The organism is Azospirillum canadense (genome assembly GCF_025961225.1).
Lineage (GTDB): Bacteria > Pseudomonadota > Alphaproteobacteria > Azospirillales > Azospirillaceae > Azospirillum > Azospirillum canadense.
This window is the reverse complement of sequence record NZ_JAOQNG010000010.1, coordinates 385,738-404,562: the sequence shown is the minus strand read 5'-3', so window position 1 is coordinate 404,562 and position 18,825 is coordinate 385,738. Positions and strand designations below refer to the sequence as shown.

The 18,825-nt window shown below is 68.4% G+C and carries 15 protein-coding genes; 10 read left to right on the top strand and 5 right to left on the bottom strand.

What is annotated here, in order from left to right; genetic code table 11:
• The first annotated feature begins 116 nt into the window (after nucleotides 1-116).
• The 9 genes from tssB to M2351_RS37560 all read left to right on the top strand — a co-directional run bounded on the left by tssB (nucleotide 117) and on the right by M2351_RS37560 (nucleotide 11,543).
• On the top strand, nucleotides 117-665 hold the full coding sequence (tssB, locus tag M2351_RS37600; protein ID WP_264661083.1) for a type VI secretion system contractile sheath small subunit: 549 nt from the start codon (nucleotides 117-119) through the stop codon (nucleotides 663-665).
• A 40-nt stretch (nucleotides 666-705) separates the two neighbouring features.
• Complete coding sequence (tssC, locus tag M2351_RS37595; protein WP_264661082.1) at nucleotides 706-2,175, top strand: type VI secretion system contractile sheath large subunit; 1,470 nt, start codon at nucleotides 706-708, stop codon at nucleotides 2,173-2,175.
• Nucleotides 2,176-2,264: 89 nt separating this feature from the next.
• Nucleotides 2,265-2,762 (top strand): type VI secretion system tube protein Hcp, encoded by a 498-nt coding sequence (locus M2351_RS37590; RefSeq protein WP_264661081.1) that lies wholly within the window; start codon nucleotides 2,265-2,267, stop codon nucleotides 2,760-2,762.
• A gap of 121 nt (nucleotides 2,763-2,883) precedes the next feature.
• Entirely contained in the window at nucleotides 2,884-3,357 is a 474-nt protein-coding gene (gene tssE / locus M2351_RS37585) for a type VI secretion system baseplate subunit TssE (RefSeq protein WP_264661080.1), read from the top strand.
• Nucleotide 3,358: 1 nt separating this feature from the next.
• The gene (gene tssF / locus M2351_RS37580) at nucleotides 3,359-5,155 is read left to right on the top strand and encodes a type VI secretion system baseplate subunit TssF (RefSeq protein ID WP_264661079.1); all 1,797 of its coding nucleotides are present in this window, start codon (nucleotides 3,359-3,361) and stop codon (nucleotides 5,153-5,155) included.
• 11 nt (nucleotides 5,156-5,166) lie between these two features.
• Nucleotides 5,167-6,183, top strand: a complete 1,017-nt coding sequence (gene tssG, locus M2351_RS37575) for a type VI secretion system baseplate subunit TssG (RefSeq protein ID WP_264661078.1) — start codon at nucleotides 5,167-5,169, stop codon at nucleotides 6,181-6,183.
• The gene (gene tssH, locus M2351_RS37570; protein ID WP_264661077.1) at nucleotides 6,180-8,771 is read left to right on the top strand and encodes a type VI secretion system ATPase TssH; all 2,592 of its coding nucleotides are present in this window, start codon (nucleotides 6,180-6,182) and stop codon (nucleotides 8,769-8,771) included. Before tssG ends, tssH begins: the two co-directional genes overlap by 4 nt.
• Nucleotides 8,768-10,867, top strand: a complete 2,100-nt coding sequence (locus M2351_RS37565; protein ID WP_264661076.1) for a type VI secretion system Vgr family protein — start codon at nucleotides 8,768-8,770, stop codon at nucleotides 10,865-10,867. The genes tssH and M2351_RS37565 overlap by 4 nt, the downstream gene beginning before the upstream one ends.
• Before the next feature lies 1 nt (nucleotide 10,868).
• The gene (locus M2351_RS37560; protein ID WP_264661075.1) at nucleotides 10,869-11,543 is read left to right on the top strand and encodes a toxin-antitoxin system YwqK family antitoxin; all 675 of its coding nucleotides are present in this window, start codon (nucleotides 10,869-10,871) and stop codon (nucleotides 11,541-11,543) included.
• 38 nt (nucleotides 11,544-11,581) lie between these two features.
• Here M2351_RS37560 and M2351_RS37555 read toward each other — a convergent pair whose 3' ends face one another.
• The 4 genes from M2351_RS37555 to M2351_RS37540 form a co-directional block, all read right to left on the bottom strand.
• Entirely contained in the window at nucleotides 11,582-11,974 is a 393-nt protein-coding gene (locus M2351_RS37555; protein ID WP_264661074.1) for a DUF4280 domain-containing protein, read from the bottom strand.
• A 116-nt stretch (nucleotides 11,975-12,090) separates the two neighbouring features.
• Nucleotides 12,091-13,302, bottom strand: a complete 1,212-nt coding sequence (locus M2351_RS37550; RefSeq protein ID WP_264661073.1) for a DNA polymerase IV — start codon at nucleotides 13,300-13,302, stop codon at nucleotides 12,091-12,093.
• A gap of 77 nt (nucleotides 13,303-13,379) precedes the next feature.
• Nucleotides 13,380-14,036 (bottom strand): ChrR family anti-sigma-E factor, encoded by a 657-nt coding sequence (locus tag M2351_RS37545; RefSeq protein WP_264662417.1) that lies wholly within the window; start codon nucleotides 14,034-14,036, stop codon nucleotides 13,380-13,382.
• Between the two features lie 2 nt (nucleotides 14,037-14,038).
• Nucleotides 14,039-14,614, bottom strand: coding sequence for a sigma-70 family RNA polymerase sigma factor (locus tag M2351_RS37540; protein ID WP_264661072.1), 576 nt, complete (start codon nucleotides 14,612-14,614; stop codon nucleotides 14,039-14,041).
• Between the two features lie 346 nt (nucleotides 14,615-14,960).
• On the opposite strand from M2351_RS37540, the gene M2351_RS37535 reads away from it, so the two are divergent.
• Nucleotides 14,961-16,412, top strand: a complete 1,452-nt coding sequence (locus M2351_RS37535) for a sigma-54 interaction domain-containing protein (RefSeq protein ID WP_264661071.1) — start codon at nucleotides 14,961-14,963, stop codon at nucleotides 16,410-16,412.
• Nucleotides 16,413-16,457: 45 nt separating this feature from the next.
• Here M2351_RS37535 and pflB read toward each other — a convergent pair whose 3' ends face one another.
• Nucleotides 16,458-18,740 (bottom strand): formate C-acetyltransferase, encoded by a 2,283-nt coding sequence (gene pflB / locus M2351_RS37530; RefSeq protein WP_264661070.1) that lies wholly within the window; start codon nucleotides 18,738-18,740, stop codon nucleotides 16,458-16,460.
• Nucleotides 18,741-18,825: the final 85 nt, after the last annotated feature.

Here is an 18,825-nt window from a genome sequence, read left to right as displayed (position 1 = left end):
GCGATGTCGTCCAATTGGGGTCCATCTCGGCTGGCCTCGCGACGAGTGCCATTCGAATGATGACGAAGCTCTTCAGTCGGCGCGCGACGCGCACAACCATGTGAGGTGGTCAGATCATGAGCGAGAGCACTCAGAAGAAGTTGGAGCGCGTCCGCCCGCCGCGGGTCAAGCTCACCTACGAAGTCCACACCGGCGGCGCCATCGAGATGAAGGAACTGCCGTTCCTGGTCGGCGTGCTCGCCGACCTCAGCGGCAAGCCCGAGAAGCCCCTTCCCAAGCTGAAGGAGCGCAAGTTCGTCGAGATCGACCGCGACAACTTCAACGACGTGATGGCCGCCACGGCCCCGCGCCTCGCCTTCCAGGTCGACAACAAGCTGCAGGAAGACGGCGGAAAGCTGAACATCCTGCTGAACATGCAGCACATCGACGATTTCCAGCCGGTGGAAGTGCTGAAGCAGGTGCCGACGCTGTCGCGCCTGTTCGAGGCCCGGCAGAAGCTGTCCGACCTCCTCACCAAGCTCGACGGCAACGACGAGCTGAACGGCCTGCTCAACGACGTCATCACCAGCACCGAGCAGCAGGACGAGCTGAAGAAGCTTCTCGGCCCGACGGATGGCGGCCCGACGGACGGCGCCGCGGGCGAGCCCGCCGGCGAGCCGGCCTGATCCCCCGCCCCCTACTGAACCGCATTCACGGAGCGAACAGGTGAGCACGGAAACGTCCGTTGAGAGCGCCGCCAATCTGTCCCTGCTCGACCGCATGATGGTCGAAGGCAAGATGGCGCGCGACGAGGGCCAGCGTCCCTATGCCCGCGACCTTCTGACCGAATTCGTCGACCAGGTGCTCGCCGAAACCGGCGACGCGTCGGCCATCGACGTGGTCGAGGCGATCAACCAGCGCATCGCCCAGATCGACGAGCTGATCAGCGTCCAGCTGAACGAGATCATGCATCATGAGGACTTTCAGAAGCTGGAAGCCTCCTGGCGCGGCCTTCATTACCTCGTGTCCAACACGGAGACCTCGACGACGCTGAAGCTGCGCGTCCTGAACGTCTCCCGCAAGGACCTGCAGAAGGACCTGGACAGCGCGGTCGAGTTCGACCAGAGCGCCCTGTTCAAGATGGTCTACGAGGCCGAATACGGCACGCTGGGCGGCACGCCCTACAGCTGCCTGATCGGTGACTACGAGTTCGGCCGCCACCCGCAGGACATCTCCCTGCTGGAGAAAGTCTCCAACGTCGCTGCCGCCGCGCACGCGCCGTTCATCGCCGCGGCTGCCCCGGCGCTGTTCGACATGGCGAGCTTCGCCGAGCTGGGCGCCCCGCGCGATCTCGCGAAGATCTTCGAGACCGCCGATATGGTGAAGTGGCGTTCGTTCCGCGCGTCGGAAGACTCGCGCTTCGTCGCGCTGGCCATGCCGCACGTCCTGATGCGCCTGCCCTACGGCCCGAACACCGTGCCGGTCGAGGGCGTGAACTTCGTCGAGGACACCGACGGCCGCGACCATTCCAAGTACCTGTGGGGCAACGCCGCCTGGGCGCTGGGTGCCCGCATCACCGACTCCTTCGCCAAGTACGGCTGGACGGCGGCGATCCGCGGCGTCGAGGGCGGCGGCAAGGTCGAGGGCCTGCCGAGCCACACCTTCAAGACCGATGAGGGCGACGTCGCGCTGAAGTGCCCGACCGAGATCGCCATCACCGACCGCCGCGAGAAGGAGCTGAACGACCTCGGCTTCATTTCGCTGGTGCACTGCAAGAACACCGACTACGCGGCCTTCTTCGGCGGCCAGACGGCGAACAAGCCGAAGGTCTACAACACCAACGAGGCCAACGCGAACGCCCGCATCTCGGCGATGCTGCCGTATATGCTCGTCTCGTCGCGCTTCGCCCATTACCTGAAGGTGATGCTGCGCGACAAGATCGGCTCGTTCCAGACGCGCGGCACGATCGACAATTACCTGAACACCTGGATCTCCAACTACGTCCTCCTGGACGACGACGCCGGCCAGGCGATGAAGGCCCGCTTCCCGCTCCGCGAAGCCCGCATCGACGTCTACGACGTTCCGGGCCGGCCGGGCGTGTTCCGCGCCAACGTCTTCCTGCGCCCGCATTTCCAGCTGGAAGAGCTGTCGGCGTCGATCCGCATGGTCGCCGAACTGCCGGCACCGGAAGCCTAAGTCGTCAAAGGGTCCTCCAGGCGGATGCCCGGAGGACCCAACCGATCCCAACACAGACGCACGCGTCCCATCGTCCGGAGTGAACCCTCATGTCTATGGTTATTCTTGAGATTCCCAAGATCGAAGGCGAATGCCAGGTCGAGAATTACCAGAAGATGATCCTGTGCGAGTCCCTGTCGCACGACATGAACGTGGAAATGGAGGTGAGCACCAACGCTCGCCGCACCGTCCACACGCCGAAGGTCGAGAACATCGCCCTGGAGCGCAAGTGGGACCTCGCCTCGCCCAAGCTGATCAGCCGCCTGTTGCGCGCCCAGAGCGATGAGGTCTGGAAGATCCACTGCCTGAAGCCGCTGAGCGACGACAACTTCCAGTGGGTCGAGTTCCTCACCCTGGAGCTGACGAGCCCGATGCTCTCCAAGCATTCGCTGAGCGTCAGCGAAGGCGACACGACCGAGTCGATCGAAATCAACGCGACGGAGATCAATTGGGTCTACAAGCTCCAGGACGAGAAGAACAAGAAGACCGGCGGTTCGATGGGCGTGTCCTTCAACCTGCTGACCGGCCGCGTGAAGGAAAGCGCCTAAGCGTGCAGAGGTCCCCTCTCCCCTCCGGGGAGAGGGTTAGGGTGAGGGGGTTGCGCTTGGGCCGAACGCACCAACCCGCAGGCCCCTCTCCTCATCAAGCCAACCAGCCGGAATTTTGGTCGTGAGCCAACCCAGGACGATGACCGGCGGGCGCAGCCTGCTCTTCGAACGGCTGATCGACTTCGAGCCGGACCAGCCGAGCGCCGACGAGACGTCCATGACCACGCTGTCGATGGCCGACCTGAAGGCCTCGATCCAGCGCGAGATCGTCCGGCTGCTTGACAGCCGCAGCGCCGGCGAACGCCGACCGGGCCTCGGCGGCACCGTGCTGGACTACGGCATCGGCAACATCGCGCATCTGGACGCCGCCTCCTTCACCGACCAGCGCCGGGTGGAGCAGATGGTGCGCCAAGCCATCATCGATTTCGAACCGCGGCTGAAACGCCCGCGGGTGTCCGTATCGCCCGGCACCGGGCGGGGCACGCTGGTGACCAGCATCTCCGGCGACGTGGTCGCGGGCAGCGTCACCGAGCAGTTGGTGTTCGATGTGGGCCTCGGCGCCACGCGCACGCCGTCCGACACGCAGGCGAGCTGAGATGCGGCGCGAGGATCTCCTCGACCATTACGAACGCGAGCTTCTGTACGTCCGCCGCGCCGGCGAGGCCTTCGCGCGCAGCTACCCCAAGATCGCCCGACGCCTCGCGCTCGGACCCGACCAGGCGGCCGACCCGAACGTCGAGCGGCTGATCGAATCCTTCGCCTTCCTGTCCGGCCGTTTGCAGCTGAACCTGGAGCGCGAGTTCCCGCGCTTCTCCGAGGCGCTGCTGAGCGTCCTGCACCCGCAGTTGGTGGCGCCGATCCCCGCGATGGGCATCGCCCGCATGGATCCCGCCCAGGGGGAGGGCCGGCTGACCGGCGGCTTCACCGTGCCGCGCGGCACGGCCCTGCACGCGATTGCGGAGGGCAACACACGCTGCCGCTTCCGCACCGCCTACGACGTGACGCTATGGCCGCTGGCGCTGACCGATGCCGCCGTGGAGCCGACCGACCGTTACGATTTCATTGACGGCTCCAAGGCGGCCTCCGTCCTGCGGCTTCGGCTGGAGACGCGCAACGAGTCCTTCGAGAACCTGCCGATCGAAAAGCTGCGGCTGTTCATCGACGGCGAGACGATCCTGACCTCGGCCCTGCACGAGCTGTTCCTGTGCGGCGTGGTGGAACTGGCCTTCCTGATGCCCGGCAAGCCGCCCGTCCGCCTGCGCGGGGAGGATCTGATCGCCCCCGTCGGCTTCGGCGCCGACGAGACAGTGCTGCCGCACCCCAAGCACGCGCAGCCGGCCTATGGCCTGTTGCAGGAGTATTTCGAGTTCCCGCAGAAGTTCGACTTCTACGACCTGACCATGCCCAAGGGGAGGCTGTCGGGGGAGGTCGTGGACGTGCTGATCGTGGTGTCGCGCCCGTTGCCGAACCGGCTGACCCTGCGCAAGGAGACCTTCGCACTCGGCTGCACGCCCATCGTCAACCTGTTCACCCGCACCGCGGAGCCGATCCGGCTGAACCACCGGCGCACCTCCTACCGCGTCGTCGCCGACGCAATGCGCGAGCGGACCACCGAGATCCATTCGGTCCTGGAGGTCAGCGGCCTGCGCGACGAGGACGGGATGCACCACCGCTACGTCCCGCTCTTCTCCCACCAGCACGCCTCGGCGGAGGTCGAGCCGCGCGGCTTCTGGCTCGCGGCGCGCGAGCCGACCCAGCGGGAGGACGTGCCGGGCACCGACGTCTATCTCAGCCTGCACCACCTGGACCTCAACCCGACCGACCCGGCCGACGAGACGCTGCTGGTGCGCACGCTCTGCACCAACCGCGCGCTGGCGGAGCAGGTGCCGGCCGGTGCCGTGCTGATGATCGAGGAAGCCGCCCCCATCGCCACCATCAGGTGCCTGCACAAGCCGACCTCCGGACGGCCGGCGCCGGCCGGCGGCTCCTCGGCGTGGAAGCTGATCTCCCACCTGTCGGTCAACCACCTCAGCCTGACCGACGACGCGGAGGGGCTGCGCGCCCTGCAATCGATCCTGATGCTGCACGCGCCGGAGGACCCCAGCGCCCAGCACCAGCTGCGCGGCATCCAGGGCATCTCCTCCCGCCCGGTCCTGCACCGCATCGGCCAGGACGCCTGGCGCGGCTTCGTGCGCGGGCTGGAGGTGACGGTGGACCTGGACGAGCGACACTTCGTCGGGTCTTCGCCATTGGTCTTCGGCGGCGTGCTCAGCCGCTTCCTCGGCCTTTACATCAACGTCAACGCGTTCGCCCAGCTGCGGCTGCGCTCCGTGCAGCGGGAAGGAGTCTGGAAGGCATGGTCGCGCCTCGCCGGCAGTCAACCAGTGCTCTGACGCCCCGGTCTTTGATAGACCGTTTGGAGGCGGAGCCCTGGGGGTTCGACCTCCTCCAGGCCATCGCGCTGCTGGAACGCGCCTGCCCCGACCGCGCCGCGCTCGGCACCGGGATCGACCCGGAGCAGGAGGCCGTGCGGATCGAGCACGACCCCAGCCTCGCCTTCCCGCCCAGCGACGTGGTCGAGGCCCGGCGCCGGCCGGAGGGCGGCGGGGTGGTGCGCACGCCCGTGATGGGTGTGGCGGGCTTTGCCGGTCCCCTGCCCTACGTTGCGACGGAGATGCTGCTGGAGCGCAGCGCCAAGCGCGACACGGCGGGCAAGGCCTTCTACGACATCTTCAACCACCGCCTGATGTCGATCTTCTACCGGACCCGCCAGGGCAGCCTGCCGCTGCTGGAGCGTGATCCAGAGCAGACGCTGATGGCCCGCGTGCTGCGCGCGCTGGCCGGCATCGGCACGCCGGGCCTGGAGAACCGCCTCCCCGGCACGCCCGACCGCATGCTGCTGGCCTTCTCCGGCATCCTCGCCAACCGGCGGCGCTCGTCGGCGGGGCTGGAGGCGATCCTGGGATCGGTGTTCGGCGTGCGGGTGACGGTGCGCAGCTTCGTGGGGCGCTGGCTGCCGCTGGGCGAGGACAGCCAGACCCGCCTGGGCGCGCAGAACAATAGCCTCGGCCGCACGGTCGTGCTGGGCCGCCGCGTCTGGGACCAGCAAAGCTGCTTCGCCATCGAGCTGACGCTGAACAGCCTGGAACGCTACCGCGAGTTCCTGCCCGATGGGCGCCATCACCAGACGCTGTGCGCGCTCGCCCGTTTCCACGCCGGCGACGGCATGGACTTCCGCATCGTGCTGACGCTGGAAGCGCCCAAGGTGCCGCCGACGCGCCTGTCGACCAAGCCGCGGGAAGGCAGTCTGCTCGGCTGGACCTCCTGGCTGCGCGCGCCCGGTCGCCCGAGCCAAAGCGACGGCCGCCTGACTCTCGAACCAGCACCCCCGTCCACATCTTCGCAGGGAGCCTTCCCGTGACCGCCGACATCAAGTCCCTGATCGGAAAGCTCGACCGCGACGGCCGCAAGGTGCTGGAGCGCTCCGCCGCGCTGTGCGTCTCGCAGACCCACTACGACGTGGAGGTGGAGCATGTCCTGCTGGCGCTGCTGCGCCTGAAGGACGGCACGGTGGCCGGCATCCTGCGCCACTACGACGTGGACGCCGGCCGGCTGGAGACGGAGCTGAACGCCGCGCTGGAGAAGATCCGCCGCGGTAACAGCCGCACCCCGGCCTTCTCCCCCCGCGTGCCGGAGCTGCTGGAGACGGCGCTGCTGATTTCCGTTACCCACCTGGACAGCCCGCAGATCCTGCTGCCGGCGATCCTCTGGGCTGCCGTTGCCGGCGATTCCGTGCGCGCGGTGGTGACCGAATCCGCACCGTCGCTGCTCGCCTTGCCGCGCGAGCGCACCGCCTCCGACCTGCCGGAACTGGTTCGCGCCCTGAAAGACAACGGCCCCGCGAAGACCACGCCCGAGGCCGCGCCGTCGCCCTCCGTATCGGAGGGGCGGGCCATGCTGGACCAGTACAGCACCGATCTCACCGCTCAGGCCAGGGCGGGGAAGATCGACCCGGTGATCGGCCGCGACCGCGAGATCCGGCAGGTCATCGACGTGATGATGCGCCGCCGCCAGAACAACCCGATCCTGGTCGGCGACCCCGGCGTCGGCAAGACGGCTATTGTCGAGGGGCTGGCGCTGCGCATCGCGGAAGGCGACGTGCCGCCGCCGCTGCAAGGGGTGGTCATCCGCACGCTCGACCTTGGCCTGCTCCAGGCCGGCGCCGGGGTGAAGGGCGAGTTTGAGAACCGGCTGAAGTCGATCATCAAGGAGGTCTCCGCCTCCCCCGTGCCGACGGTCGTCTTCATCGACGAGGCGCACGCGCTGATCGGCGCCGGCGGGGCGGCCGGCCAGGGCGACGCCGCCAACCTGCTGAAGCCCGCCCTGGCCCGTGGCGAGTTCCGCACCATCGCCGCCACCACCTGGGCCGAGTACAAGAAATATTTCGAGAAGGACCCGGCGCTCGCCCGCCGCTTCCAGCCCGTCTCGGTGCCCGAACCCGACGAGACGGCCGCCGCCGCCATGCTGCGCGGCCTCGTCCGCCGTTTCGAGGAGCATCACGGCGTGCGCGTGCTCGACGACGGCATCGCCGCCGCGGTGAAGCTGTCGGCTCGCTACATCCCCGCGCGCCAGCTGCCCGACAAGGCGATCAGCGTGCTCGACACCGCCTGCGCCCGCGTCGCCATCGCCCGCAGCTCCAAGCCGGAAGCCATCGAGGCGCTGGAGCGCGAGGACGCCGTGCTCGCCCGCGAGGCGGAGCGGCTGGAGGCGGAAACCGGCGGCACCCACGCCCCGCGCCTGTCGCAGATCTCGGAACGCCGCGGCGCCATCGCCGTGGAGAAGACCGCGCTCGACGAGCGCTGGCGGCGGGAACGCGACCTCGTGGAAGCGGTGGACGCCGCGCTGAAGGCCGGCCACGCGTTCGAGGCCGCCGCCGCGACCGAGAAGCTGAAGGCCGTCCAGGGCGACGGCGCGCTGGTCCCGCACCGCGTGGACGGCGCCGTGGTCGCCGCCGTGGTGTCGAACTGGACCGGCATCCCCGTCGGCTCCATGTCCAAGGACGACCTGGAGGTGGTTGCCAACCTGGAGGACCGCATGGCCGCCCGCGTCGTCGGCCAGCCGCAGGCGCTCCAGGCCATCGCGCGCTCCGTCCGCGGCTACCGCGCTGGCCTGGGCGAGCCCAACCGCCCCATCGGCGTCTTCCTGCTGAGCGGCCCGAGCGGCGTCGGCAAGACCGAGACCGCGCTGGCCCTGGCCGAACTGCTGAACGGCGGGGAGGACAGCCTGATCACCATCAACATGTCCGAATACCAGGAGGCGCACGCGGTCGCGACCCTGCGTGGCGCCCCGCCGGGCTATGTCGGCTACGGCAGCGGCGGCGTGCTGACCGAGGCGGTGCGGCGGCGCCCGCACTCCATCATCCTGATGGACGAGGTGGAGAAGGCCCACCCCGACGTGCTGGACATGTTCTACCAGGTCTTCGACAAGGGCGTGCTGGAGGATGGCGAGGGCGTGGAGGTCGACTTCCGCAACACGCTGATCCTGCTGACCAGCAACCTTGGCGACACGGAACTGTTCGAGCTTGGCCGCGACACGCTGGACGCCGGCCATATCCGCGAGGCCTGCGAGGAGGGGCTGGCGGCCATTTCCGACGTGCTGCGCCGCCGCTTCCGCCCGGCCTTCCTCGGCCGCCTGACGGTCGTGCCCTATTATCCGCTGAGTGAGGCGCAGATCCGCCGCATCGCGACCATGAAGCTCGGCAAGCTGCAACGCCGCACCGCCGGCAACCGCGGCGCCGAGTTGGCCGTGACCGACGCCGCCGTGGAGGCGCTGGTGCAGCGGGCGCTGAACTCCGACGCCGGGGCGCGCATGATCGACACGCTGCTGTCGGAGTTCGTGGTACCGGAAGTCGCGATCCGCATCCTGGACCGGGTCGCCGCCGGCGAGCCCGTGGGGCGCATCACCGTGGACCACGACGCGACCGGCCGCTTCGCCGTGGCCGTCGCATGACGAATCGCTTTACCCAGGACAAGCAGTACCTGTCGATCTCCACCCCGCTGGGGCCGGACGCGCTGGCGCTGCGCACCATCGTGGGGGAGGAGCGGCTGTCGTCGCTGTTCACCTACCGCGTCACGATGATCTCGTCCGACGAGGACGTCGCCTTCGACACGCTGGTCGGCAAGCCGGTGACCGTCACCATCACGCTAGGCGATCGGGAGACGAAGCGCCACGTCAACGCCGTGGTCGGCCGCATCGAGCTGACCCACGTGGACGACCGCAGCCTCGTCGCGCACTATGAGGCGGAGCTGCACCCCTGGCTGTGGATGCTGACCCATTCCGGCGACTGCCGCATCTTCCAGGAAAAGACCGTCCCGGAGATCGTCGAGGCGGTCTGCAAGGGCGCCGGCTTCACCGACCTGAAGACCTCGCTGACCGGCAGCTACACCGCCCGCGAATATTGCGTGCAGTACCGGGAAACCGACTACAACTTCATCGCCCGGTTGCTGGAAGAGGAAGGCATCTTCTATTACTTCACGCACGAGGATGGGAAGCACACGCTGGTGCTGGGCGACAGCGCCAGCGCCTTCGCCAAGAGCAGCCTGCTCGACGCCCTGGAATACCGCGCCGGCGACACGCACGAGGACGACGACAGCATCCTGACGGGGCTGAGCGTGGAGCGCCGCGTCACGCCCAAGAGCTTCGGCATCGACGGCTACAATTTCGAGACGCCCTCCACCGACCTCTACGCCACAGCCGACGGCGCGTCCGGGAACGGCACGATCAGCGACGGCATGCTCGGCTACAAGACCTCCGCGGACGGCGAGGCGGTGGCCAAGCTGCGCCAGCAGGCGCTGGCTTTCCCCGGCGCGCGGGTGCGCGGCGGCGGGGTCTGCCGCTCGCTGGAGGCCGGCACGCGCATCACCGTGTCCGGCCACCGCAAGAGCGACCTGAACGCCGAATACGTCCTTCTGTCGGTGCGCATCGACGGGTCGAGCGGCCACTTCAACGCCCATTTCACCGGCTTCGCGCCCGACCTGCCCTTCCGCCCCCTGAACACCGCGACCAAGCCGCGCATCCACTCCACCCAGACCGCCATCGTCGTCGGCAAAAGCGGCGAGGAGATCTGGGTCGACAAGTACGGCCGCATCAAGGTGCAGTTCCACTGGGACCGGCTGGGCAAGAAAGACGAGAAAAGCTCCTGCTGGGTGCGCGTCGCCCAGAACTGGGCCGGCAAGAACTACGGCATCATGTTCCTGCCCCGCGTCGGGCAGGAGGTGGTGGTCACCTTCATCGACGGCGACCCCGACCGGCCGCTGGTCACCGGCTCCGTCTACAACGCGGAACAGACGGTGCCCTACGCTCTGCCCGACAACTCGACGCGCAGCACCATCAAGACCCAGACCTCCAAGAACGGCACCGGCAAGTTCAACGAGATCCGCTTCGAGGACAAGGCCGACAACGAGGAGATCTACGTCCACGCGCAGAAGGACATGAACGTCGAGGTGCTGAACGACGTCACCCGCACCATCAAGCACGACGAGACGGAAACGGTCGAGAACGACAGCACCATCACGGTCAATCACGACCGCAAGCTGACCGTGAAGAACGACCACAGCATCACGGTGTCCGAAGGCAACGAGACCCACGCCGTCTCTAAGGGCACGCGGGCCGTGTCGGTCAAGGGCGACGAGACGCACACCAACAACGCCAACTTCGAGCACACCGCGGATGGCGACTACAAGCTGACGGTAAAGGGCAACCTGACCATCGACGTCACCGGCGACATCGTCATCAAGGGCAAGTCGGTCAAAATCTCCTCCACCTCCGCCGACATCGGCATCAAGGCATCGACCGCCCTGGCCGCGGAGTCCGGCACCGCGATGATGCTGAAGTCTGGCACCGACGCGACGCTGAAGGCCGGTTCGGCGCTGACCATCCAATCGGGCATGGGCGCCGCCATCAAGGCCGGCATGGGGCTGGACCTGAAGGCAACCATGGGCCTGACCGCCGAGGGCCTGACTGCTACCGTAAAGGGTCAGACCACAGGCGAGGTCAGCGCCAGCGCGATGCTGACGCTGAAGGGCGGCCTCGTGAAGGTGAACTGAGATGGCCGACGCGGACAGTGCAGCGGCGCCGGCCCCCGTCCCGGTGGATGAGCGCGACGAGGCCGGCCGCCTGCTGCGCTCCGGCGAACTGCGCGACGGCCGGTTCCACGGCATTTTCACCGCCTACGGACCGGCCGGCCTGCCGCTCCTGCGCGCCCGGATGCGCGCCGACCTTATGCACGGGGAGGTGCGCCACTACGACGACAAGGGCGCCCTGGTGCAGGTGGCGGAGTTCGCCGACGGGGTCCAGCACGGCGTGGCGACCTTCTACGCCAACACCCGGCCAAGCTGCCGCATGACCTACCGCGCCGGGTTGCTCGACGGCCCGTCGGCCTTCTTCAACGACAACGGCACCGTCGCCGCCGTCTTCCAGTACAAAGCCGGCAAGCGCGAGGGGGAAGCGCAGTTCTACAGCCCGCAGGGCCGGCTGGTCCGCCGCGAGACCTACGCCGCCGACCAGCTGAACGGCCCTGCGCTGGGCTTCTTCGAGGACGGCGCGGTCAGCGAGCGCTCCGCCTTCCTTGATGGCCTGCAAGAGGGGGAGTTGTGCCGCTACTTCCCCTCCGGCGCGCTGATGCAGCGCGGCGTCTACCGCAAGGGCCTGCTGGTGGAACCGCTGCGCACCTATTCCGAAGGCGGCAAGGAGATCGGCGTGGTCCTGCCGCCGAAGGGGTGAGCGAAATCCCCTCGCCCGCCCCCGGCAGGAGAGGGAGGTTATGGCGTCTGCACGGTGAACTGGCCGGGCAGCGTGATCGAGATCACGCCGCCCCAATTGCACATCAGCTTGCAGCTGGAGGTCAGCGCCGGCATGTTGCCGACGAGCACAGTCGGGGCGCCGGGCACCCAGGGCGCCACGGTGCAGGGAACGCAGGGCTGCGGCTTGATCACGCCCGGCGGCGGCACCGGGATCATCGACGCGACCGTGGGGTTCGCCGGGCTGGTGCAGACGCCGAAGGGCAGGATGTTCACCATGGGCTTGTTGTCCATGATGTTCGCCATGGGCGGCCCGCCGGCCATCGTCCGGTTGACCGGCAGCACCATCAGCGCGGAGGGCGCCGCCCCGAAGCTGCAGGTCATCATCGCGCCCATGCAAACCGCTTGGCTCATGCCGCACCTTCCGTTGCCGCCCTGGAGTTTCCCGCGGCAGGTTGGCCGGCCCACAGCCGCGGGGCAACAGGGCCTTGGGCCGGGATGAAGCGATCTCGCTCCATTCCGGTCGCGGTTCAGGCGTCCCCCGCCATCCCATCGAACAGCCCCGGTTCCGGCTCGGTCTCCGGGTCGAGCAGGTCGGTGCAGCCGATGCCGATCAGGCGGATCAGCCGGCCGTCGGCCTCGGCGTCGAGCATCTCGCAGCCGGTCTGCCAGATCAGGTCGGCGGTGCGGGCCGGCGGGTCGACGCGGCGGGACCGGGTCAGCAGTTGGAAGTCGGCGGTCTTCAGCTTCAGCACGACGCTCCGTCCCTGCAAGCCGGCGGCGTTGAGGCGGCGTTCCACCGTCTCGGCCAGGGGGCGCAGCGCGTCCTTCAGCGCCGCGCGGTCGGCGGTGTCCCAGTCGAAGGTCGTCTCGGCGGAAATGCTCTTGCTGACCGATTCCGGCTCGATGCGGCGGTCGTCCTGGCCGCGGGCGAAGCGGTAGAGCAGCCGGCCCATCTTGCCGTGGCGGCGGACGAGGTCGATCTCCGCCCAGCCGCGCAGGTCGCCCACCGTGCGGATGCCCTCCGACTGGAGCTTGCGCTGGAGCACCGGCCCGACGCCCCATAGGATCGACACCGGCTTCGGCGCCAGGAAGTCCAGCGCCTGCCCCCGACCCACCACGGAGAATCCCCGCGGCTTCTCCAGGTCCGACGCGATCTTGGCGAACAGCTTGTTGTAGCTGAGGCCGACCGAGGCGGTGATGCCCAGCTGCTGTTCGAAGCGCCGGACCAGTTCCACCAGCGCTTGGGCCGGGCTGATGCTCAGCCGCTCCTCCACGCCGGACAGGTCCAGGAAGGCTTCGTCGATGGACAGCGGCTCGACCAGCGGGGTGAAGGTCCGCATCAGCTCCCGCGCCTGCCAGCCGACCGTCTTGTACTTCGCCATGTCCGGCGGCAGCACGACCGCGTCCGGACAGGCTTCCAGCGCCTGCCAGATCGGCATGGCGGAGCGCACCCCGGCCATCCGCGCGACGTAGCAGCAGGCGGCCACCACGCCGCGCCGGTCGCCGCCGATGATCAGCGGGCGGCTGACCAGCTCCGGCCGGTCGCGCTTCTCCACCGTGGCGTAGAAGGCGTCGCAGTCGATGTGGCCAATGGCGAGGTCGTGCAGCTCATCGTGCCGGACGATGCGCCGGCTGCCGCACTTCGGGCAGCGCGGCTCCGCCCCGCGCAGGGCAGCGGCGCAGTCGCGGCACAGGGCCTTCCGAGTGGGGGTGATGGGATTTTCCGGAAACGCGCGCATGCGGTCATTCTAGCAGCCCGCACCGCGTTCCGGCGAAAAACGTTCCGGGCTTGTTCCGTTTTTGCCTCAGAAGCGGCTTAGAAGCGGAATCCCCGGTTCAGCAGCCAGCCGAGCGCGCCGGTGAAGACCAGCGGATTGTCCTGCACCAGCAGGCACAGGCACTCCCCGTCGCGGTCAGCGACGGCGTGGTGCGGCGTCTCCGGATCGTAGGACGCCACGTCGCCGACCCGGTAGCGCCCGAACTCGTCGGAAAAGGCGCCCGTCAGGACCAGCAGCATCTCGTGGTCGGTGTGCCGGTGCGCGGGCACGCTGGCGCCCGCCGCCATGCGGAGCAGGCAGGCCGACGCCGTCCCGACCCCGAGCGACCAGCCGGACAGGTGGATGCCTGGCACGATGCGCACCCAGTCCACGCCGTCCAGCGAGCCGCCCAGGGCCCGATGCAGCGGTCCCGGCAGGACCCCGTTGGGCGCCTTCGCTGGCTCGGGCGGGGGCTGGGGCGGGGCCGCCGGAGCGTTGGCTATCGTCGCGAGCACCGCGTCCAGCAGGCTGTCGGACACCGGCTCGGCCGCCACCTCCTCCAGCAGCACGCCGCCGCAGGCTTCCAGCTCCGCCACCTGTCGGCGGCAGTCGGCGCAGTAGGCGAGGTGCGAGGCGACCAGCAACGCCTGCACCTCGCGCAGGCTGCCGGCGGCGTAGTCGAACAGCAGTTCGGGGCCGGGGTGGTGCGCGGGCATGGTCACGCCCCCTCCCCGAATGCCCGCCGCAACCGGACGAGCGCCAAGCGCAGGCGTGTCTTCACCGTGCCCAACGGAATGCCCTGCTCGACGGAAATCTCGGAATGCACCTTGTCTTCGTAATAGGCCAGCCGCAAGACCTCCGCCTGCTCCGGCGGCAGGTCGCCGATCACCGCACGCAGGCGCGACGCCTCCTGCGCGGCCTGGACCTGATGGTCGGGCGGCGGCGCCCCGTCACCGTCCAGCATGGGATCGTCCGGGTGGAGTTCGGGGCGGCGTTCCTGCCGGATGCGGTCGATCCGGCGGTTTCGGGCGATGGTGTAGATCCAGGTGGCGGCGCTGGCCAATTCCGGGTCGTAGGTGTCCGCCCGTTGCCACACCGTCAGCATGACGTCCTGAACCAGTTCCTCCGCCGCGCCGTCGTCGGCACCGAGTTTGCGGGCATAGCCCTTGACCCGCGGCGCGAAGTGCTGGAACAGCGCGCGGAAGGCCTGTTGGTCGCGCCCCCGCGCGACGGCGAGCAGCAGGTGCTCAAGGGACGGCACGGTCGGGTCGTTGGAATCGGCCTGAAGCGACATGCCACCACGAAGCTCGGAAGTCTGCGGACTGGTTGGAGCAAAGGCGGCCACACTACAACAGTCGGGCCGCGGAACCACAGGAGAAACGACGTGGTATGCGTCTCGCCGCAGCATCGACAGGACTCCGATGTCGGGGCGGCGCCCGGCAACTTGAAATCGTAAGCTATTGTTCATCGATCCGACGTTAATGAGAAGGGAAAATCGTTCGGACGCTCAACGATCTTTCCCGAAGGCCGTGGAACGTCTGGACTCCGCGCACCGAAACCCCCACCTGTGGCATGGTCTGCCGGCGCCACGGCTCCAGCCCCGGGCCGGCGATCGGCCAGCGTTCAAAAGGAAGAAAGGCATGAGCCTCGACCCGAACTTCGAGCATCTGCGGGCCCGGGCGGTGGAATCGCTGTTCCAGCATTTCGCGGACGCCTGCGTCGGGCTGATCGTCGTCGACAAGGACGCGCGGATCGCCTGGATCGGAGATCGCTACCTGGAATTGCTCGGCTACCCCAAGGAGCCCCTCGGCAAGCCGGTGGAGGAGGTCATCCCCAACAGCCAGATGCGGCATGTGGTGGAGAGCGGGCAGCCGATGCTGATCGACCTGATGGACATCGGCAAGCGCACCATCGTCGTGACCCGCCTTCCCTTGCGCGACGACGGCGGAACCCTGATCGGCGCCATCGGCCTCGCCCTGTTCGACCGGGCGGAGCATCTGCGTCCGCTGATGTCCAAGTACCAGCGCCTCCAAGAAGAGCTGACCCGCACCCGGCAGGAACTGGCGAACGAGCGCCGCGCCAAATACTCGCTGTCGCAGATGATCGGCAACAGCGAGGCCATGCGCGAGGTGAAGCGTCTTGCCCGCCGTGCCGCCCAGATGGACAGCACCGTGCTGCTGCTGGGCGAGACCGGCACCGGCAAGGAGCTGCTCGCCCACGGCATCCATGCGGCGAGCCCGCGCGCCAACGCCCCCTTCGTCGGCGTGAACGTGGCGGCCATACCGGAGAACCTGCTGGAAGCGGAGCTGTTCGGCGTCGCGCCCGGCGCCTACACCGGGGCCGACCGGCGGCTGCGCGAGGGCAAGTTCCAGCTGGCCAACGGCGGCACGCTGTTCCTGGACGAGATCGGCGACATGCCGCTGCCGCTCCAGGCCAAGCTTCTGCGCGTCCTCCAGGAGCGGGAATTCGAGGCGGTCGGCTCCAACAAGGTGGTGCGGGTCGACCTGCGCATCATCGCGGCGACCAGCCGCGACCTCGACGCGCTGGTAAGGGACAAGCAATTCCGCGCCGACCTCTATTATCGATTGAACGTGGTGCCGATCACCCTGCCGCCGCTCCGCGACCGGACGGAGGACATCGCCAGCATCGCCGACCGCATCCTGGACGACCTGACGCTGACCTCCGCGTCTCCTTCCCGCGATCTGGCGGCCGAAGCGATCGCCGCGCTGAAGGCTTACGATTGGCCCGGCAACGTGCGGGAGCTGCGCAACGTGCTGGAGCGGGTGTCGGCCATGACCGACGACGTCACCCTGACGCCCGCGCACATCGCCGCCGCCCTGCCCCGCAGCGCCCCGGCACAGCGGGACACGACGGAGGAAGTGCCGGCGTCCCTGCTCCGCTCCGTCGGCGGCAGCCCGCGCGCCTTGACCGACGTGCTGAAGGACACGGAACGCGCCGCCATTATCGGGGCACTCGCCCGCACCGGCGGCGTGAAGGCCCAGGCCGCAAAGCTGCTGGGCATCTCCCGCGCCTCTCTCTACGAGCGGATGCAAGCCCTGGGAATCCGCGAGGATATGCAGGGATCGGCGTGAAGAAATCCCCTCTCCCCGGAGGGGAGAGGGGATGCTCGCACACCTTCAATGCGCGCTGTGGAAGGTGCGGCTGATGACGTCGAGCTGCTGCTCGCGGGTCAGCTTGATGAAGTTGACGGCGTAGCCGGACACCCGGATGGTCAGCTGCGGGTACAGCTCCGGATGGTCCATGGCGTGCAACAGCGTCTCGCGGTCGAACACGTTGACGTTGATGTGGTGCCCGCCCTGCCCGAAGTAGCCGTCGAGCAGACCGACCAGGTTGTCCACCCGCTCGCCCTCCGTCCGGCCGAGCGCGCCGGGCACGATGGTGAAGGTGTAGCTGATGCCGTCCTGCGCGTGGGCATACGGCAGCTTGGCCACCGACGCCATGGAGGCCATGGCGCCCTTCCTGTCCCGGCCGTGCATCGGGTTGGCCCCCGGCGCGAACGGCTCGCCCGCCTTGCGCCCGTCCGGCGTGTTGCCCGTCTTCTTGCCGTACACCACGTTGCTGGTGATCGTCAGCACCGACTGCGTCGGCGTGGCGTCGCGGTAGGCCTTCTGCTTGCGCAGCATGGCCATGAACGCCTCCACCGCCCAGCGCGCGATGCCGTCCACCCGCTCGTCGTTGTTGCCGAAGGCCGGGTACTCGCCCTCGATCACGAAGTCGGTCGCCAGCCCGCGTTCGTCGCGCACCACCTTCACCGTGGCGTGCTTGATGGCCGACAGGCTGTCCGCGACCACCGACAGCCCGGCGATGCCGCAGGCCATGGTGCGCAGGATGTCGCGGTCGTGCAGGGCCATCTCCAGCCGCTCGTACATGTACTTGTCGTGCATGTAGTGGATGGCGTTCAGCGCGTTCATGTAGACCCGCGCCAACCACTCCATCATCGGCTGGAAGCGGGCCATCACCTCGTCGTAGTCGAGCACGTCGCCGGTGATCGGCGCGGTGGCCGGGCCGACCTGCTCGCCCGACAGCTCGTCGCGGCCGCCGTTGATGGCGTAGAGCAGGGTCTTGGCGAGGTTGGCGCGGGCGCCGAAGAACTGCATCTGCTTGCCGATGCGCATGGCCGACACACAGCAGGCGATGCCGTAGTCGTCGCCCCAGTACGGGCGCATCAGGTCGTCGCTCTCGTACTGGACGGAGCAGGTCTTGATCGAGGTCTCCGCGCAGAAGGCCTTGAAGCCCTCCGGCAGCTTCTCCGACCACAGGACGGTCAGGTTGGGCTCCGGCGCCGGGCCGAGGTTGTTCAGCGTGTTGAGGATGCGGAAGCTGTTCTTGGTGACCAGGGTGCGGCCGTCCAGAGCCATGCCGCCGACGCATTCCGTCACCCAGGTCGGGTCGCCGGAGAAGAGCTGGTCGTATTCCGGCGTGCGCAGGAAGCGCACGAGGCGCAGCTTCATGACCAACTGGTCGATCAGCTCCTGCGCGCCAGCTTCATCCAGGCGCCCTTCGCGCAGATCACGCTCAATGTAGACATCGAGGAAGCTGGACGTGCGGCCCAGCGACATGGCGGCCCCGTTGGCCTCCTTCACCGCCGCCAGATAGGCGAGGTAGGTCCATTGCACCGCTTCCTGCGCAGTGGCGGCCGGGCGGGTCACGTCGAAGCCGTAGGACTTGGCCATCGCGACCAGTTCCTTCAACGCCCGGATCTGCTCCGAAATTTCCTCGCGCAGGCGCAGGATCCCCTCGTCCAGCTGGTCGAGTTCCAGGCTCTTCAGCTGAGCCTTCTTGTCCTCGATGAGGACGGTCGCGCCATAGAGCGCCAGCCGGCGGTAGTCGCCGATGATGCGGCCGCGCCCGTAGGCGTCGGGCAGGCCGGTGATGACGCCCGACTTGCGGCAGCGCAGGACCTCGTCGGTGTAGACGTCGAAGACGCCGTCGTTGTGCGTCTTGCGCAGGTTGGGAAACACCTCGTCCAGCTTCGGCGACGGGGTGAAGCCGTAGGCTTCCAGCCCGGTCTTGACCATGCGGTGCCCGCCGAAGGGCATGATGGCGCGCTTCAGCGGCTTGTCGGTCTGCAGGCCGACGATGACCTCAAGGCTCTGGTCGATGTAGCCGGGGGCGTGGCTGGTGATGGAGGACACAAGCTCCGTATCGGCGTCCAGGACGCCGCCCTTCGCCGCGCGCTCGGCAGCCAGAAGTTCCCGGACCTTGTCCCAGAGCGCCGCCGTGCGAGCGCTCGCGGGGGCGAGGAAGGCGCCGTCGCCCTCGTAGGAGGCCACGTTCTTCACCAGGAAGTCGCGCACATTCACCTCGGTCCGCCAGACGCCGGGCGCGAAGCCCCGCCAGGGCTCCAAGGCCGCCGCTTCGGTCGCAAAGGATTTCTGGTCAATCATCAAGGTGTCCATGACGCGCCTCTTCTTCGGTCGGCAGCCGGCCCGTTCCCCCAAACGGGCCGGTCGCGGCGCCCGATGCCAAACCAAGCATCGAACT

Coding starts and splice junctions, on each gene's coding strand:
- pflB (WP_264661070.1), bottom strand. CDS start 18,740: ATGGACACCTTGATGATTGACCAGAAATCCTTTGCGACCGAAGCGGCG.
- tssF (WP_264661079.1), top strand. CDS start 3,359: ATGCGGCGCGAGGATCTCCTCGACCATTACGAACGCGAGCTTCTGTAC.
- M2351_RS37550 (WP_264661073.1), bottom strand. CDS start 13,302: ATGCGCGCGTTTCCGGAAAATCCCATCACCCCCACTCGGAAGGCCCTG.
- M2351_RS37555 (WP_264661074.1), bottom strand. CDS start 11,974: ATGAGCCAAGCGGTTTGCATGGGCGCGATGATGACCTGCAGCTTCGGG.
- M2351_RS37545 (WP_264662417.1), bottom strand. CDS start 14,036: ATGCCCGCGCACCACCCCGGCCCCGAACTGCTGTTCGACTACGCCGCC.
- M2351_RS37540 (WP_264661072.1), bottom strand. CDS start 14,614: ATGTCGCTTCAGGCCGATTCCAACGACCCGACCGTGCCGTCCCTTGAG.
- M2351_RS37565 (WP_264661076.1), top strand. CDS start 8,768: ATGACGAATCGCTTTACCCAGGACAAGCAGTACCTGTCGATCTCCACC.
- M2351_RS37590 (WP_264661081.1), top strand. CDS start 2,265: ATGTCTATGGTTATTCTTGAGATTCCCAAGATCGAAGGCGAATGCCAG.
- M2351_RS37560 (WP_264661075.1), top strand. CDS start 10,869: ATGGCCGACGCGGACAGTGCAGCGGCGCCGGCCCCCGTCCCGGTGGAT.
- tssB (WP_264661083.1), top strand. CDS start 117: ATGAGCGAGAGCACTCAGAAGAAGTTGGAGCGCGTCCGCCCGCCGCGG.
- M2351_RS37535 (WP_264661071.1), top strand. CDS start 14,961: ATGAGCCTCGACCCGAACTTCGAGCATCTGCGGGCCCGGGCGGTGGAA.